This window comes from Gilliamella sp. G0441 (assembly GCF_050589305.1).
Taxonomy (GTDB): Bacteria; Pseudomonadota; Gammaproteobacteria; order Enterobacterales; family Orbaceae; genus Gilliamella.
The window spans coordinates 35252-51723 of sequence record NZ_JBNRJF010000011.1 but is presented as its reverse complement, the minus strand read 5'-3'; the positions used below and the strand labels follow the sequence as shown (position 1 = coordinate 51723).

The 16472-nt window shown below is 35.1% G+C and carries 11 protein-coding genes and 1 other RNA gene; 3 read left to right on the top strand and 9 right to left on the bottom strand.

The window, feature by feature from the left end; translation table 11 throughout:
• Window positions 1–18: 18 nt before the first annotated feature.
• Window positions 19–171, bottom strand: a complete 153-nt coding sequence (locus tag ACKJXD_RS09600; protein ID WP_430876162.1) for a hypothetical protein — start codon at window positions 169–171, stop codon at window positions 19–21.
• A gap of 186 nt (window positions 172–357) precedes the next feature.
• Window positions 358–722, bottom strand: a transfer-messenger RNA (tmRNA) gene (ssrA, locus tag ACKJXD_RS09595).
• A gap of 653 nt (window positions 723–1375) precedes the next feature.
• Between ssrA and ACKJXD_RS09590 the strand changes: the two genes are divergently transcribed.
• Window positions 1376–2269, top strand: coding sequence for a DMT family transporter (locus ACKJXD_RS09590; protein WP_294829289.1), 894 nt, complete (start codon window positions 1376–1378; stop codon window positions 2267–2269).
• A gap of 80 nt (window positions 2270–2349) precedes the next feature.
• On the opposite strand, the gene ACKJXD_RS09585 is transcribed toward ACKJXD_RS09590, so the two are convergent.
• Together ACKJXD_RS09585 and mprF are read right to left on the bottom strand one after the other, a co-directional pair.
• A complete protein-coding gene (locus ACKJXD_RS09585; protein WP_430876161.1) occupies window positions 2350–3630 on the bottom strand; it encodes a virulence factor family protein in 1281 nt (426 codons plus the stop codon).
• Window position 3631: 1 nt separating this feature from the next.
• Window positions 3632–6235, bottom strand: coding sequence for a bifunctional lysylphosphatidylglycerol flippase/synthetase MprF (gene mprF, locus ACKJXD_RS09580; RefSeq protein ID WP_430876160.1), 2604 nt, complete (start codon window positions 6233–6235; stop codon window positions 3632–3634).
• Between the two features lie 446 nt (window positions 6236–6681).
• Between mprF and ACKJXD_RS09575 the strand changes: the two genes are divergently transcribed.
• Entirely contained in the window at window positions 6682–7350 is a 669-nt protein-coding gene (locus ACKJXD_RS09575) for an HD domain-containing protein (RefSeq protein ID WP_430876159.1), read from the top strand.
• 68 nt (window positions 7351–7418) lie between these two features.
• Window positions 7419–8261 (top strand): aldo/keto reductase, encoded by an 843-nt coding sequence (locus ACKJXD_RS09570; RefSeq protein WP_294829300.1) that lies wholly within the window; start codon window positions 7419–7421, stop codon window positions 8259–8261.
• A 39-nt stretch (window positions 8262–8300) separates the two neighbouring features.
• Here ACKJXD_RS09570 and ACKJXD_RS09565 read toward each other — a convergent pair whose 3' ends face one another.
• From ACKJXD_RS09565 to nrdA, 5 genes are all read right to left on the bottom strand, one after another.
• Complete coding sequence (locus tag ACKJXD_RS09565; protein WP_430876158.1) at window positions 8301–9224, bottom strand: AEC family transporter; 924 nt, start codon at window positions 9222–9224, stop codon at window positions 8301–8303.
• 24 nt (window positions 9225–9248) lie between these two features.
• Window positions 9249–11903, bottom strand: a complete 2655-nt coding sequence (gene glnD, locus ACKJXD_RS09560; protein ID WP_430876157.1) for a bifunctional uridylyltransferase/uridylyl-removing protein GlnD — start codon at window positions 11901–11903, stop codon at window positions 9249–9251.
• A gap of 99 nt (window positions 11904–12002) precedes the next feature.
• Entirely contained in the window at window positions 12003–12443 is a 441-nt protein-coding gene (locus ACKJXD_RS09555) for a hypothetical protein (protein ID WP_220215644.1), read from the bottom strand.
• A 359-nt stretch (window positions 12444–12802) separates the two neighbouring features.
• Complete coding sequence (nrdB, locus tag ACKJXD_RS09550) at window positions 12803–13933, bottom strand: class Ia ribonucleoside-diphosphate reductase subunit beta (RefSeq protein WP_363317376.1); 1131 nt, start codon at window positions 13931–13933, stop codon at window positions 12803–12805.
• Between the two features lie 136 nt (window positions 13934–14069).
• Window positions 14070–16355 (bottom strand): class 1a ribonucleoside-diphosphate reductase subunit alpha, encoded by a 2286-nt coding sequence (gene nrdA, locus ACKJXD_RS09545; protein ID WP_430876156.1) that lies wholly within the window; start codon window positions 16353–16355, stop codon window positions 14070–14072.
• Window positions 16356–16472 lie beyond the last annotated feature (117 nt).

The following is a 16472-nucleotide window of genomic DNA, read 5'->3' as shown; positions in this document are numbered from 1 at the left end:
ATTTCGCACGACCTTTGGTTAATGGTCTGTAATATCGAAACTGCCAATGCTTTTTCCCTTAGGAGTTACAATTAATTGTAATCCCTCACCATCATGTAAGGTGTAGTCCTTGTCTTTAGGTTTGGCTGTTTTGATTTCTGTATCTGTTAATGGTTTTACTATTCTGACCATAAAAACCTCATTTTGGGTACCTTAAAAATTAGAAGCATATTTAAGGTACCTAATTAAGTACCTAAAAAACGTAGATTTAATGAGACCGTTATTGATGAATATAGACAAATAAAACACCAAAAACCTTGATAATTCAGAAATTATAAGGTTTTTAAAGATATTATTGGACTTGGTAAGATAATAGGTTGGTGGAGCTGGGGGGAGTTGAACCCCCGTCCGAAATTTCTACATCCTTGGTACTACATGCGTAGTTTGTCTTTAGATTTCGCCTACCTGCTGCGGACAAACACGCTACCGATAGACTAGCTTGATTAAGTTTAATGCTTCCGCCCCAAGCAAGGCTTCCACACGATCTCGTTTGGGTTTGACTCCTCTTTATCCCCGTCCTACGAGCGGAGGCTAGGGAGAGAAGGCTCTATGCAGGTTATTAAGCTGCTAGTGCGTAGTTTTCGTCGTTTGCGACTATTTTTTTGCGGTTTATTTACGAGGCCAACCGCACCTCGGCATGCACCTTGGGTTTCGCAAATCCCGTCGAATCCAGAATCAGCCCCAATTGTGATAAGTAACGTAATACAATATCGGGGCATTATAGGTGAAATCAAGGATGAAAACAAGTTGGCTTAGTCTTGGTTGAACAATGAAGTTTTTTCTAATTTAGTTTTACTCATTTTGTAAACATTATACCGTTTCTTCTGAAAATGAGAGTTTATGAAAAATGTTGAAGAAAATTTGCTAGAAAGTGTGGCAGGTTATTAAGTATTATTTTAAAAAAGCAAAAAAGTTTACTTTTTTTGAAAAAAATTTAATTAAATAAATATTAAAAATCAAATGGTTAAAAAATAATTTTATAAAAACTCAAAAATATCTGAAATTAAATTGAACTTTTTCTGTTTTTGCTTGTCTATATTAACAGATTACGTTTTTTCATTTTTTGCCCTCCACTCGAATTTCGGGTGGATTTTTTTTATCTATTATTTTCCTTCTTTATATTTATCTATCATTATAACGACTTTAATTTGTTTGCACACAATAGAGCATAGCATTAGTATAAATGTATATTATTAAATAGCGTTATTTTTAACAATATCAAGTGAGCAATGGACATAATTTTTGTATTATTCCTAATATATTTATCAATGCACTTTAAAAGGTGATTAAAAATTTACTCAGAGACGGCTACATTGCTGTAAGTTTCGAGGTCTATATGTTATTAACAAAAAGAACACAGGGGCATTTAATTGCATTAATGACTGTGTTTTTTTGGGGAACGACGTTTATTTCCACCAAAACATTATTAATTGAGTTTAAACCGATAGAGATTTTATTTTTTCGTTTTTTACTGGGTTATGTAACTCTCTGGATTCTATGCCCGCGTTTGTTAGTCTGGCAAGGAGTAAAACAAGAGTTTATTTTTCTTTGTGCTGGATTATGTGGCATTACCTGCTATTTTTTATGTGAAAATATTGCATTAACCTATACTACTGCTTCAAATGTTGGAATTATCACAACATTAGCCCCCATTTTTACTGCGCTATTAGCTATGTTTTTTCTCAAGGCTGAAACACCACCCAAACGTTTTTATATCGGTTGTTTATTTGCCTCGGTTGGCGTTGGGTTAATCTGCTTTAATGGCAAATATGTGCTTTCCATGAATCCTCTTGGCGATTTGCTTGCCATGCTTGCTTGTTTGTTTTGGGGATGTTATTCGATCTTAACTAAAAAAAGCAGTAATCGAGGGTATAACACCATTTTATTAACCCGACGATTCTTTTTTTATGGTTTATTGCTCATGCTTCCTGCACTTTATTTATTCGATTTTAAACTGAATTTAGACCGATTTAGCAATACTACCAATCTATTTAATATTCTATTTTTAGGCGTTGGGGCATCTGCAATTTGCTTTGCATCTTGGAATTATGCGGTGAAATTAGTGGGGGCTGTAAAAATTAGTATTTATCTTTATCTGGTTCCTATTTTAACAATTATTGGGGCAGTGCTTATGTTGAATGAACCGTTTACTTGGCTTGCTGCGTTTGGCACATTATTTACGCTCTGTGGTGTTTTATTATCCGAAAGAAAAATTAAAATAAAAAAATAGGTTAATTTATATTACTGTTTTAATCTTAAAAATTAAAGGAGAAATCTCCTCTTTTTTTGTTATCTAAAACGTAGATCTTATTAGTTTATGCGCTTATCAATGGCATTCATCATAATTTGACCTAAATGTTGATAATTTTCGTCAAAATGGTGTCCTCCGGGGAGTTCAAAAGCTTCGCCTTTCATTTCTGGTTGCAAGCAGCCTGTGTCTGTTTTTTCTTCAGCCCCATAAATACAAAATAACTTATTGGCGGGTATTTTGTTTACTTCAGCAGCCGTTTGCATTTCATTACCCGATTGACCAAGCCAACCGCTAATTTCAATCTCGAAGTTTGCACTTTTTGAGAAAGCGAGCAAAATTATAGCTTGTACGCTTTTTTGATCAGTGGCTGACAGACGATTGTACAGTGCCGGTAAGATATCACCACCAAATGAATAGCCAGCAAGAATGAATTGAGTAGTTCCCCATTTTTGGCGGTATTGTTGCATTAAGTCGCTTAGATCTTTAGCGCTTCGCTCAACCGAACGGTGTTGCCAAAAAAGTTTTAGCGCATCAACGCCCACCACTGCGTAACCATGTGATGCCATATATTCGGCTGACACTTTATCCAGATCACGCCATCCACCATCACCAGAATAATATAGTGTGACAGTATTGGGGTGAACGTCGTTCCCGTTTGTGGGTAATGCTATAACGGGTAAGTTTTTATGTTCATCAAATAAAATAAATGATAAATGTGAACTTAATAATTCAACTGGTGATGCTAAATATTCACCTATTGATGTGGTCACATTAATCTTTTTTTGTTGCCTAGGAAATACCGCAACTTGATCTTCTGGTGGATTATTCCAAATGACTTGCCAAGTACCATGGCTTGCTTGAGCAGGTAATGGATCATCACAATCTTTATGATCTAACGTAAATTCAATTGATAGTGCTTTAGCATTCGCTTGTTGCTGTTGAGCTAACCAACGATAAGCAAATGCGGCACCTTCTTGCATACCTGCTACAACATAATTTCTTTCATTTAATATTTTGGTCGCATAATTAAATCGGCTGAGCTGTTCATGACAAGTTGCTTGTGGTTTTAACTCAAATTGAACTAATTTTGCTCCTGTTTTTTGCGAGAGATCTAAGAGTTGTTGTGGAGTAAAATGATTGGTTTTAGTTGCAACAATAACTGCAGCAGCTTCGGCTGAATGTTTAGGCGTTGCCATTAATACCGAGAATTCTTGATTTATTGGGATGTTTTTAATCGTAGCCGTTGCATGACCTTTGGTAAAATACCAAATAGCACCAGCAAATAAACTCGTTAATATCACCATTATAACAAGTAAGCGATAGCGGATAATTTTTTTCATTTTATCGACTCTTCTTCCTTTTTAATCCTGTTATGCCCCCCGATATGAGTAAAGTCGTATCAAGTATTGCCATAAAAGGATCTAAGCCAGCCGGTACAGCCATATAACGCGGTTCCCAATGCGTGGCAAATTTTTCTTTAAATCGTCGTAAACCTTGGAAGTTATAAAAGCGTCCACCTCGTTTAAAGACTAATGCGCCTAATCTTTGAATTAATGGCGCGCCATGTCGTCGTTGCATTCCTGCAAGCGGAACCATTCCCAAACTAAAGAATTTAAACCCCTGATTCTTATAATGAAGGATTAATCCAACCATAAAAAATTCCATGGTTAATTTAGGAATGCCTTGTTTTACTCGCATTAAATCAATACTGGCATACTGTTTTTGATTGGTTTCGAGCAAATTAACAAAAGCGATAATTTGCCCTTCATGTTTGATGACAGCAATAGTAAAGTGATCAAGATATTCTTTGGAAAATGTCCCTAGCGAAAATTGTTTTTCTTTGGCATTTTTTCCTTTTAACCATTCGTCAGATACTGCTTTTAATTCATCATAAGGTGCTGTAGATGATGTGTAAAATTCAATTGACAGTCCATCACGCTGTCCTCGATTCCAGGTATAGCGAAGATCTTTGTTACCTTTATTGGCTAGATCAAATTTATCTAAATCGACTAAGGCTTCTTCCCCTAATTTAACGGCTTGTAATCCAATATCCATATACAGAGGTAAATTCGCTGCTTTAACTTGGTAGAAAACAGGGCGTAAATGGTGTTGATCGCAAAGGTCTCGAAATGTCCAGATTAAATCTGGGCGATCGGCACAATCTCCAATCGGATCGTAAAGTGCTACCATACTTCGACCTTGTTTAGCGTACATGATGAAGGCTGTTTGTGATTCATTAAACAGAAGTGACTTATCACCTGCTAAGGCAAGTCCTCCTTCAGGTTGTTTGGATTCTGAAATAATTTGATAGGTGGTATTTAGCTCTTTCTTTGTTGGTTTTGTCAAAATGGGTAATGCAGGACGAAATAACCAAAATAACATAATGCCACTTAATAGAATAAAACTACCTAAAGCCGCACGCAATGCTCGTGGCACTCGGCTGTCTAATTCTAATTGCCACCACAATGAGTGGCTATAAGGTTCATCTTGATAGATAAAAAATATTAACCATACTAGAAAAGCGATCAAACAAAAACAGATTACAAACGATTTGAAAGATAATGGTAATATGCTCAAACGATTTTTTCGATAAAAAGCATATCGGTATTTGATAAGTAAAAGGGCAATAACAAATAAGGTGAATGCTTCAAACCAATGAAATCCACGTATTATTGAAAGTATACTACCAATAAATAATAAAACGACTGACAAACTCCATGCCATGAGTAAACGTCGTCGTAATCCCATTGCAAGCAATAAACATAGTACACCGATTAAACTCGATATTAAATGAGCAAAATTGACAACTTTATTCGGAATAAAGGTATTCACAAATTGTGCATTAAAACCGGGAGTAATACTCGAAAACATCATCACTATACCAGCAAAAAAAACAGTAGCAGCAATGACTGGAGCCACTAAACCTGTTTCATCTTCCTTGACTTGATTTGTGGCTAAATGATGTTTTGTTTCGTTCAAAAGTAGCAATATGCCAGCAATGATTAACGGGATAAAAATATAAATAATTCGATAAATCACTAAAGCAAGAGTCAATGATGCGGGACCTATTTCAGTTGAAAAAGCGCCAAGCATTATTGCTTCAAATACGCCAACACCAGCAGGGATATGACTAAGAACGCCTGCAACCAAAGCAAGAGTATAAACTAAGATAAAGCTGATAAAGTTAGGTTGCACAGGCAATAAAAAATAGAGGATTGAACCGGCTAAAATGACATCAAACAAGGTAATTATAAATTGAAAAGATGCTAAGCGAATAGAGGGCAATCTAATTGACCAATGCCATAATTTAACTGATTGATATGCATGATTGGATTTTTCGGGTAATCGATGAAAATAGAAAAAACTGAACAACAATAGATACATTACAATAATTGTGTAACTTAATAACTTTACGAAGATTACCGAAATATGTAAGGACTGTAGGACTTCATTAGATTGAGTGAGAGCGGCAATAGCAGCAAGTAGAGGTAACGAAGCACCCAATGAAAGTGTGGCAAAAATTGACATTCTGGCAATATCTATCGTGTTTAGGCCATATTGAAAATATAGTCGACATCTTACTGCACCACCTGATAGTGCAGATAAACCAATTGCATTGCCAACGGCTGAAGCACAAATACCACCTAATGTGATAACGGATAATTTCAATTTTACGCCAGCATAACGCATAGCTGACCATTCATAACCGATTAACATGAGGTAACTTCCTATTGCGGACAAACAGGATAATAAAACTGCATGAATGGAAAGTTGATGTAGAGCCAGCTTTAAATCATTGATATTAATTTCTTTAAGCAAATGCCAACAGACAAATAGTGCAATTAAAAATATTGAAAGACCTAATAGTAGCGCTAAGAATTGGCGATAGCGAGTGAAGTATTCTATAAGTTGCCAAGGCAAAACTTTACGCGCTGATATTTTCACTTAGTCAACCCCAAAAGTTGCTTTAATCCGGTTTAAAAAGTTAATTCTACCGATCGGATTTCATGAAAACAATCGAGAGATATTAAAGAAAATATAAAAAAAGATAAATTTTCTACATTTTTCTGTTTATTTCAGAGGGAAATGATATTTTTAATATATTTCACGGTAGCTTTTATATTAGTCATGTCTTTAATTGTTTATTGCCAAGTAGGACTTTGTGATAAATTGTTTCTATTAAAATTTAGCTAAAATTATTTAGATTAACAATTGGAATCAAGAATAACTCACTATAATCTTGAGTTAAAAAATCATCTTTCTGTGATGATTGATATATTTAATCAATATGATCTTTTAATTAAATGCTTAGCTTAGTGATATAAAATAGTAATATCCGTTTTTAATTTGAAAAATGGTATTAATAAGCTTATTGAATCAGGAATTAAAAAATGTTAGATCAACAAAAAATTATCAATAATGTTCAAACTTTTGTTAAACAAAAACTTGCTGACGATTTTTCTGGTCATGATATGGCGCATATTGAAAGAGTGGTTAAATTAGCACAACAAATTTTAAAACATGAACCAACAGCCAATCACTTTATCGTGATTTTGAGTGCTTATCTTCATGATGTTATCGATGAAAAAGTGGTATCAGATGTGAATCACGCCATTAATGAGTTACACGATTTTTTGATTCAACAAACTATCAGCCAAAACAAAATAGAACACATTTTTGACATTATTGAAAATATGTCATATCGAAAAAATCTTACTCAAAAAAAGGCGTTATCGTTAGAGGGACAAATTGTGCAAGATGCAGATCGATTGGATGCCATTGGTGCTATTGGTATCGCTCGGACTTTTTATTACGGAGGGAACAAGCACAATATTATGTATGATCCCACTATATTACCCAGAACATTATTAAATGAAGAAAACTATAAACAGCCTAATACAGTGATAAACCATTTTTATGAAAAACTTTTTTTACTCAAAGATAGGATGAATACACAAGTTGCTAAAAAAATCGCATTAAAGCGTCACGCTATATTGGTTGAGTTTGTGAAGCAATTCGAAAAAGAGTGGGGTGGTGATGAAGAAGAGATAATACTCTAAATTAATTGATAATATCTATATGATCGATATAATTAATCAATAATCTGAATAAAATAGAAGAGGTTATCATGACGATTTCGATCAACAGTAAAGTTATGCTTAGTCATCATGTTGCAATGCAGCAACTCGGTTTTGGCACCTATCAATTAACTGATTTTGATGAATTATCATGTGCAGTAAATGCGGCTATTAATGCGGGGTATCGAGCGTTTGATACCGCTCAGCTTTATCAAAACGAAAAGCAACTCGGGCAAATTCTTAAAGATTGCCATGTCGCACGTGATAAATTGTTTATTACCACTAAAATCAATAATAGCAATCAAGGTTATGATAAAACATTAGCGGGTTTTGATCAGTCGCTAAAAGATTTACAGCTTGATTACCTCGATCTTTTTTTAGTTCACTGGCCATTAAGCGACACTTTTTTTGATACATGGAAGGCGTTCGAAAAACTGTATGAAGAAAAGCGTGTGAGGGCAATCGGCGTTTGTAATTTTCAAATCTCGCATTTAGAATTACTCTCAACCAAAGCAAACATTAAGCCAATGATTAATCAAATCGAGATTCATCCTTATTTAACTCAAATCGAATTAGTTGAATATTTACGACAACAGAAGATAGCTATTGAAGCTTGGTCTCCGCTAGCACGCAATAAAGTTATTACTGATCCTTTACTAATTGAAATCGGTAATAAATATCAAAAATCAGCATCACAAGTGACATTACGCTGGCATATTCAAAATGGTTACATTGTGATCCCTAAATCAGCACATCCGGATCGAATTGCGCAGAATGCCAATATTTTTGATTTCGAACTCACTCCAGATGAAATACAAGCGATTAATGGACTTAACCAAAATCTACGCGTAGGGCCGAATCCAGATAACGTTTATCAAAAAAATGGTTTTTGATGGTGAAAGATAAGATCTCTCAGCTCGAGAGATCATGAATCAATATGGGATAGGTGCTCCAACCAAAGATAGAACAATAGGTAGGGTAATTAAACTGATTAAAGTGCTGAAAAAAGTGGCACTTGATACGAGTTCTGGGTGCGTATCAAATTGAACCGACATTAACGTCGTGTTTGCTGCACTTGGCATCGCTGCTAGTACGATTAGCACTTGCTTATATACTGGCGCAATAGGCATGAAGTAGACCATGGCACAAGCAACAATTGGCGATAGAATCATCCTTGTGAGGAGTGCAAAAGATAATTTTGGATAATCCAGTTGAGTGATTTTTATTTTCGCTAATTGCATACCTAATATTATCATAATCACCACGATGGATGCGTCACCAATCATCCCAATTGACGTCATAATCGATTTGGACAAAGGAATGTTACAAAGCTGAAAAAGGATACCTAAAAAAGCTCCATACGCCACAGGCATGCGAATAACTTTGTTAATGACATCTTTTTGCGTAACGATATCATCACGAGCACTTCCTTTTGCGGCATAATAGATACCTATGGTACTCATGACAAATTGTTGTAGCACCATCATAATTACGCCCAAATTAAAACCAACTGCCCCAAAAAAGACAAGTAGTACCGGTGTGCCATAATTGCCATTGTTCATAAAACAAGCGCTTAAAATCATTGCACAACGTTCTTTGCTGGAATATTTCATCAAAAAAGACCAGAGTGAAATAATAATCACCAAAACAACACAGAGACCAAAAATATAGCAAATATAAAATAAGTATTCTGTTGTTAAGGTATGCGTATAAAATGTTTTAAATGCCAAAAAGGGTGAAAGCACATACAGTGACATTTTGGACAGATTTGCCACATCAAAATGTAAGATTTTCTGTGCAATAAATCCCACCACGAAAATGCAAAAAATAGGAAACAAAATAGTAAAAAATTGCATAGGTATTATCTTTAATTTAATTGATTAATTCATTGCATCAAGTGCAACAATAATGGATTGTTTTACTTTATGACAGGTATCATCATCAAGGGCATGATTATGTTTGTTGGTTAAAATAAACAAATCCTCGATATGTTCGCCGATAGTCGCAATTTTGGCACTTCTTAACGAAATCTCCAAGTTGGCAAAAACCTCACCAACGCACGCCAAAAGTCCTGGTCTATCTAAAGCAATCAATTCCATGTAGGTTTGACTTTCGTTAAAGGATGATAAAAAGTTAATTTGTGTCGGCACTGAAAAAGAGCGTAATCGTTGCTTTGGTGGTTTTACGGTAACACCTTTATAAACCGGTTGTTGTAGTGTTTTTTCAAGTGCTTTTATTATACCTTCGTGGCGATCAGGCTGAACGGTATTGCCGTTAGGCTCAAGAACAATAAAGGTATCAAGCGCAAATCCTTGTTTATTGGTAATGATAAGTGCTTCAAGGATATTTAAATTGTGCATACTTAAGTTGTTACAAGCGGTAGCAAACAAATAAGGTCGGTCTGGTGAATATATAACGATTTCTGTGCCACCATGATACGGTGTTGGATTAATCATTACTAAAGTTTGCGTTAAGTCGTGGTTTAACAAATTTTGGGCATGCCAAACAATTTGTTCAGTGTTGTAACGTAAAAAGTAATCAACACGAAAGTTTAGCCAGAAGTTTTTGATGTGTTGTTCATCATAATTTTGTGCAATTAAGCTAGTTAGTGCATCTTGCTTGTGCTGACGAGCAATACTCCGCTGTTCAGGTATTTGGTGAATACCAATGTCAAATAAGTGTTCGGCATTAAAATACAGTTGACGTATTAAGCTTTGTTTCCAACTGTTCCAAAGCGTTTCGTTCGTCGCACAAACATCTGCAACAGTTAAACAAAGTAAATATTGTAGGCGACGGCGACTTTTAACCTGTTGAACAAATTCTTGAATCACAGCAGGATCTTGTAAATCGCGATTTTGTGCCGTGACTGACATCAGTAAATGATAGCGTACTAACCAAACAATTAGATCGGTATCTTTTGTTTCAAGCTCATGTAATTGACAAAATTTTTCAACTAATTTGGCACCAATTTCAGAATGATCGCCATGATGACCTTTACCAATATCGTGAAATAACCCCGTAATAATTAACAGTTCAGGTCTGGATAATTTAGCAAATACGGTTGAGCTATTAGGATGTTTCTGTTTTCCTTGTTCTGATTTTAAACTATCTAGCTCTACGAGTAATCGTATCGTATGTTCATCAACCGTATAGGTATGAAATAGATCAAATTGCATCATGCCAGCAATATGTTTCCAACCAGGTATATAGACCGCTAAAATACCATAACGATGCATGGGTAAAATTGCTTTTGCAATGGCATCCGGATGCTTAATGATTAACATAAATAGTGTTCTGGCTTTAGGGTGTTCACATAATAATGTGGTAAGTTTTCGCCTTGCAGAGCGTAACTGACGAATGGTATTAGAATAGAGACCGATGATTTGAGTATTGAGCAAAATGGTGTAAAACAGCTGTAATATCATTGTCGGATCTTTTTTAAAGATACTATCATCTTTTACATCAATTAATTTTTCTCGGATTTGAAAGTGCTCATCGATATCATAGGGTTTATTGCTTGGATTAATTTCAAGAATAGATTCATCAAATAATTGCAGTAACATCTGATTTAGCTCGGTAACGTTATGTGCAATTCGATAGTAATCATGCATCATTTGTTCAACAGGTGCGTTTCCTTGACCTTGATAGCCTAACAGCTTGGCGATACTTAATTGGCGATCAAAAAGCAAGCGGTTGTCATAGCGAGTAATGACACTATGAAGCGCAAAACGAATACGCCATAAAAATTTACGACAAGTTTTGAATTCGTCTACCTCTTCGGGAGTGAGATAGTGAAAATCAGCAATTTTTTGTAAAAATTCATCGCCAAAGTGACGAATCGCAATCCATTGAATGATCTGCATATCACGTAGACCGCCGGGACTATTTTTTAAATCAGGTTCAAGATTATAAGTTGTACTGTGATATTGCTGATGTCGGGCTTGCTGTTCGGCAATCTTAGCACGATAAAAAGCAGGAGAAGGCCAGATTTTATCACTAAAAATGTGTTGTCGTAGTGCATGTAATAATGGATCATTACCGGCAACTAATCTTGATTCAATTAGATTGGTCATGATAGTAATATCATTCTTGGCTTCTTGCAAACATGTTTTTAGCGTTCTGACACTATGACCTATATCCAAATGAAGATCCCAAAGCAATCGTACTAACTCGCTGACTTGTTTTTCGATGTCATGATTAAGTGGGTAATCACTTAATATTAAAATATCAATATCTGATAGAGGATGTAGCTCTGCTCGTCCATAGCCTCCGACAGCGATTAATGCAATACGATTTTTTTTTAAATGTGATGAAGTTTGAGCTGGAATTTGATAATAACACCATAATCGTGCTAGTAATTTATCGATAAATTGACTGCGTAGATGCACTAATTCATCAATGTCTGCATTCTGTTTAAATTGCATTATCGACCATTGTTGAAACTGATCAAGTTGCATTTTAAGATGATGAATATTGATTTCATCATCTCTAAAATCTAGCGGTGAAATAGGATAAAACAAATGCGCTTGCGTCATGGGAATTATATTAAATTAAAAAATTCAATTATTGTATATCGTCCCCTTTATTAAGATAGCTGTCAAGCCACAGTTTATACTATTAATCTTTTAGAAAATTTATTGTGTTATGCGGTCACAGGTGACTTCTACCTTGATTTTTTTGTTTCTCATCTCATTATTATCAAAATTGATTTCAGTTAACTCTGAAGTTTGGAATTTATTTTGTGATACATAATTGATAGTTTTTTGTACTTTGTAAGTAATTCCATTATTTGATTGGATTTTTTCTTCATTATTGTAGTAAGAATGTAAATTGTAAGGATAAGATTCGTTAGTACCAAAATTGAAATATAGCGTATTGTTTTTCATGAAATATTTGATTTTCCCATTGTCTGTTTTTATAGGGGAATAATCTTCAAATTTGCCATCTTTCCATTTTGCTTCTTGACCGATAAGAGTGCATTCCCAATCACCTATAAGCATCTCTTCTGTCACTTTGTTTTCACCACAACCAACCAAAACAAAACCGATAAGGCTACTCAATAAAAGTTTTTTCATATTAAAACCCATGTTTAATGTAAGTAAAAAATGAATTAATTTTTTTAAGATTGATTAACGATACCGCTTTAAAAGGTTAAAACAATTACAATATAACACATATTCATTAAATTTAAGGTTAAAATATTTAAATTAGATAATTTTTTGTTAATTTGTTTTTGCTTTTTTTTAATTAATCTTATTTTAATCATACAATTAATATTGTCATTAATCAATTATTGAGCGCTATTTATATCAATGGAAAAAATAATTTTGATACTTAATTGTAAATTTGATTAACCATCAAAGACAAAACTTGCCCAGGTTTGAATATAAAACCTAGGCAAGTCTGAATAAAAAAGTATTAGTGAAAAGATTAACTATAAAGTGAAATCACTCAAATCATCTTCATTGATTTCAGAATCAATTTGACCGACTAGATAAGAGCTCATTTCGGCTTCTTGTGGGGCAACTTGTACATTGTCGGATACTAACCAATTGTTGATCCATGGAATCGGGTTAGATTTGACTTCGTATGGTAGTTTAAGCCCGACCGCTTGCATGCGAATATTGGTGATATATTCAACATATTGACATAAAATATCTTTATTTAAGCCAATCATTGAACCGCCTTCAAATAAGTATGCTGCCCACTCTTTTTCTTGATTCGCTGCTTGTAAAAAAAGATCATAGCAGTCTTGTTCACACTCTTTAGCTATTTCAGCCATTTCGGGATCATCTTCACCACTACGAAGCGTATTAATCATAAATTGAGTTCCCGTTAAGTGTAGGGCTTCATCACGGGCAATGAGTTTGATGATTTTTGCATTTCCTTCCATTAGTTCTCGTTCAGCGAAAGCAAAAGAACAAGCAAAGCTGACATAAAAACGAATGGCCTCAAGGGCATTAACACTCATTAAGCAAAGGTACAGTTTCTTTTTCAATTCACGTAAACTTATGGTAATGGTTTTATTGTTAACTGTGTGTTTACCTTCACCTAATAAGTTGTAATAACTCGCATAGCTAATTAGATCATCATAATAACCCGCAATGTCACCCGCACGTTTTTGGATCTCTTTATTTGTCACAATGTCATCAAATACCACAGAAGGATCATTGACAATGTTACGTATGATGTGTGTGTAAGAGCGAGAGTGAATCGTCTCTGAAAACGACCACGTTTCTACCCAAGTTTCAAGTTCAGGAATTGAAATTAAAGGGAGTAAAGCAACGTTTGGACTACGACCTTGAATCGAATCCAATAATGTTTGGTATTTTAAATTACTAATAAAAATATGTTTTTCATGCTCGGGTAGCGCAGCATAGTCAATGCGGTCTTGAGATATATCGACTTCTTCCGGACGCCAAAAAAACGAAAGTTGTTTTTCGATTAATTTTTCAAACATTTCATATTTTTGTTGGTCATAACGCGCCACATTAACCGGTTGACCAAGAAACATGGGTTCTTTAAGCTGATCGTTATGTACATGCGAAAAGGTACTGTAATTCATATTCATAATCGTACTCCTAACTGATTTTAGTTGCTTTTACCACTACCTATCGATAGCAAAAAAGGGCAATTATTGGGGATTAAAATCCCCATCGAACGTTTTTAAAGTAATGCTTTATTTTTGTCGAAAAAGGCAATTAAATTTTACAAGCTCCGCCTTCACAACCGTCATCACTTTCAGTTAGTGCAATATCCCCTTGAATATCTTCCGCCCCATCACGTGTGTTATGGTAATAGAGTGTTTTGACTCCAAATTTATATGCGGTTAATAAATCAGCAAGTAACTGTTTCATCGGTACTTTGTCATTCGGGAATTTTGTCGGATCATAATTGGTGTTAGCCGAAATTGATTGATCGATAAATTTCTGCATGATACCAACTAGTTGTAAATAGCCCGTATTATTAGGAATTTGCCACAGCAGTTCATAGAAATTTTTTAAATCTTTATAGTCAGGTACCACTTGCTTTAAGATGCCATCTTTTGAGGCTTTGACACTGACATATCCTCGTGGCGGCTCAATACCATTAGTCGCATTAGATATTTGCGAAGACGTTTCAGAAGGCATTAATGCCGATAAGGTTGAATTACGTAAACCATGAGTTTTAATTGATTCACGCAGTGCTTCCCAATCATAATGTAATGGCTCTTTTGTAATGGTATCAAGATCCTTTTTATAGGTATCTATCGGTAATATACCTTGTGAATAGGTCGTTTCGTTAAATAAGTTACATGCACCTTTTTCTTTCGCTAAGTTATTGGATGCTTTTAAAAGATAATATTGCATCGCTTCAAATGTGCGATGAGTTAAATTATTAGCGCTACCGTCTGAATATTTTACCCCATGTTTTGCTAAATAATAGGCATAGTTAATGACACCAATGCCTAATGTACGGCGATTAATGGATGAATTGCGAGCTGCAGGAACAGGATAATCCTGATAATCAAGCAGTGAATCAAGGGCACGAACCGTTAAATCGGCGAGCTCTTCAAAATCATCTAACGATTGAATTTCACCTAAATTAAAGGCAGATAGTGTACATAGTGCTATTTCACCCTTTTCATCGTTAACATTATTCAACGGTTTAGTTGGTAACGCAATTTCCATACATAAATTAGATTGATGTACAGGTGCAAGCTGAGCATTGAATGGACTGTGAGTATTACAGTGGTCAACATTTTGAATATAAATACGTCCTGTTGATGCACGTTCTTGCATTAACAAGGCAAAGAGTTCTACCGCTTTTACCACTCTTTTTCGGATATTCACATCTTGTTCATATTGATGATACAGCGCATCAAATTTTGCTTGATCGGCAAAAAATGCCTCGTATAGACCCGGTACATCTGACGGACTGAAAAGCGTAATGTTTTCGTTTTGGATTAAGCGTTGATACATTAATTTATTAATCTGAACACCATAATCCAAATGTCTAACACGGTTTTCTTCAACACCTCGATTATTACGTAAAACCAATAGACTTTCGACTTCTAAATGCCAAAGTGGATAAAATACCGTTGCAGCACCACCACGAACTCCGCCTTGTGAACAAGATTTTACCGCCGTTTGAAAATATTTATAGAATGGGATACAGCCAGTGTGGAAAGCTTCACCACCACGAATTGAACTACCCAGTGCTCTAATTTTGCCCGCATTGACCCCAATGCCTGCACGTTGTGACACATATTTGACGATTGCGCTTGCCGTCGCATTAATGGAATCTAAGCTGTCGTCACATTCGATAAGTACACATGAACTAAATTGGCGTGTTGGGGTGCGAACACCAGCCATAATTGGCGTTGGCAATGAAATTTTAAATGTTGAAACCGCATCATAAAAGCGTTTGATATAGCTAAGACGTGTATCTTTAGGGTAATTAGCAAAAAGACAAGCTGCAACTAAAATGTATAGAAACTGTGCACTTTCATAGATTTCGCCAGTTACCCGATTTTGAACTAAGTATTTACCTTCAAGTTGTTTAACTGCCGCATATGAAAAAGACATATCACGCCAATGGTCGACGATTTTGTCCATTTGTTCAAACTCTTCTTGAGTATAATCTTCAAGCAGGTGTTTGTCATAACGGTCACTTGCGACAAGGTTCTTAACGTGCTCGTAAAGTGGTGGGGGAGTAAATTGGTTGTAAGCTTTTTTACGTAAATGAAAAATGGCTAATCGTGCTGCCAAATATTGGTAATCAGGTGCATCTTGCGATATAAGATCGGCTGCTGCTCGAATGATTGTTTCGTGAATATCTGAAGTTCGTATACCATCATAAAATTGAATATGTGAACGCAATTCAACTTGGGATACCGAAACATTTTCTAATCCTTCCGCTGCCCAAGTGATAACCTTGTGAATTTTATCAAGATTGATAGGTTCTTTCTTACCATCTCGTTTGGTCACAAATATTGATTTATTCATTTTCCATCCAGTTTTATCCCGTTTTTTTGAGGTGCCTATCATAATTGATATTTGTCAAAATATACAATATGTAGTGCCTATCAATCATTTTATTACTATATATAGTGTGTTTTTGGG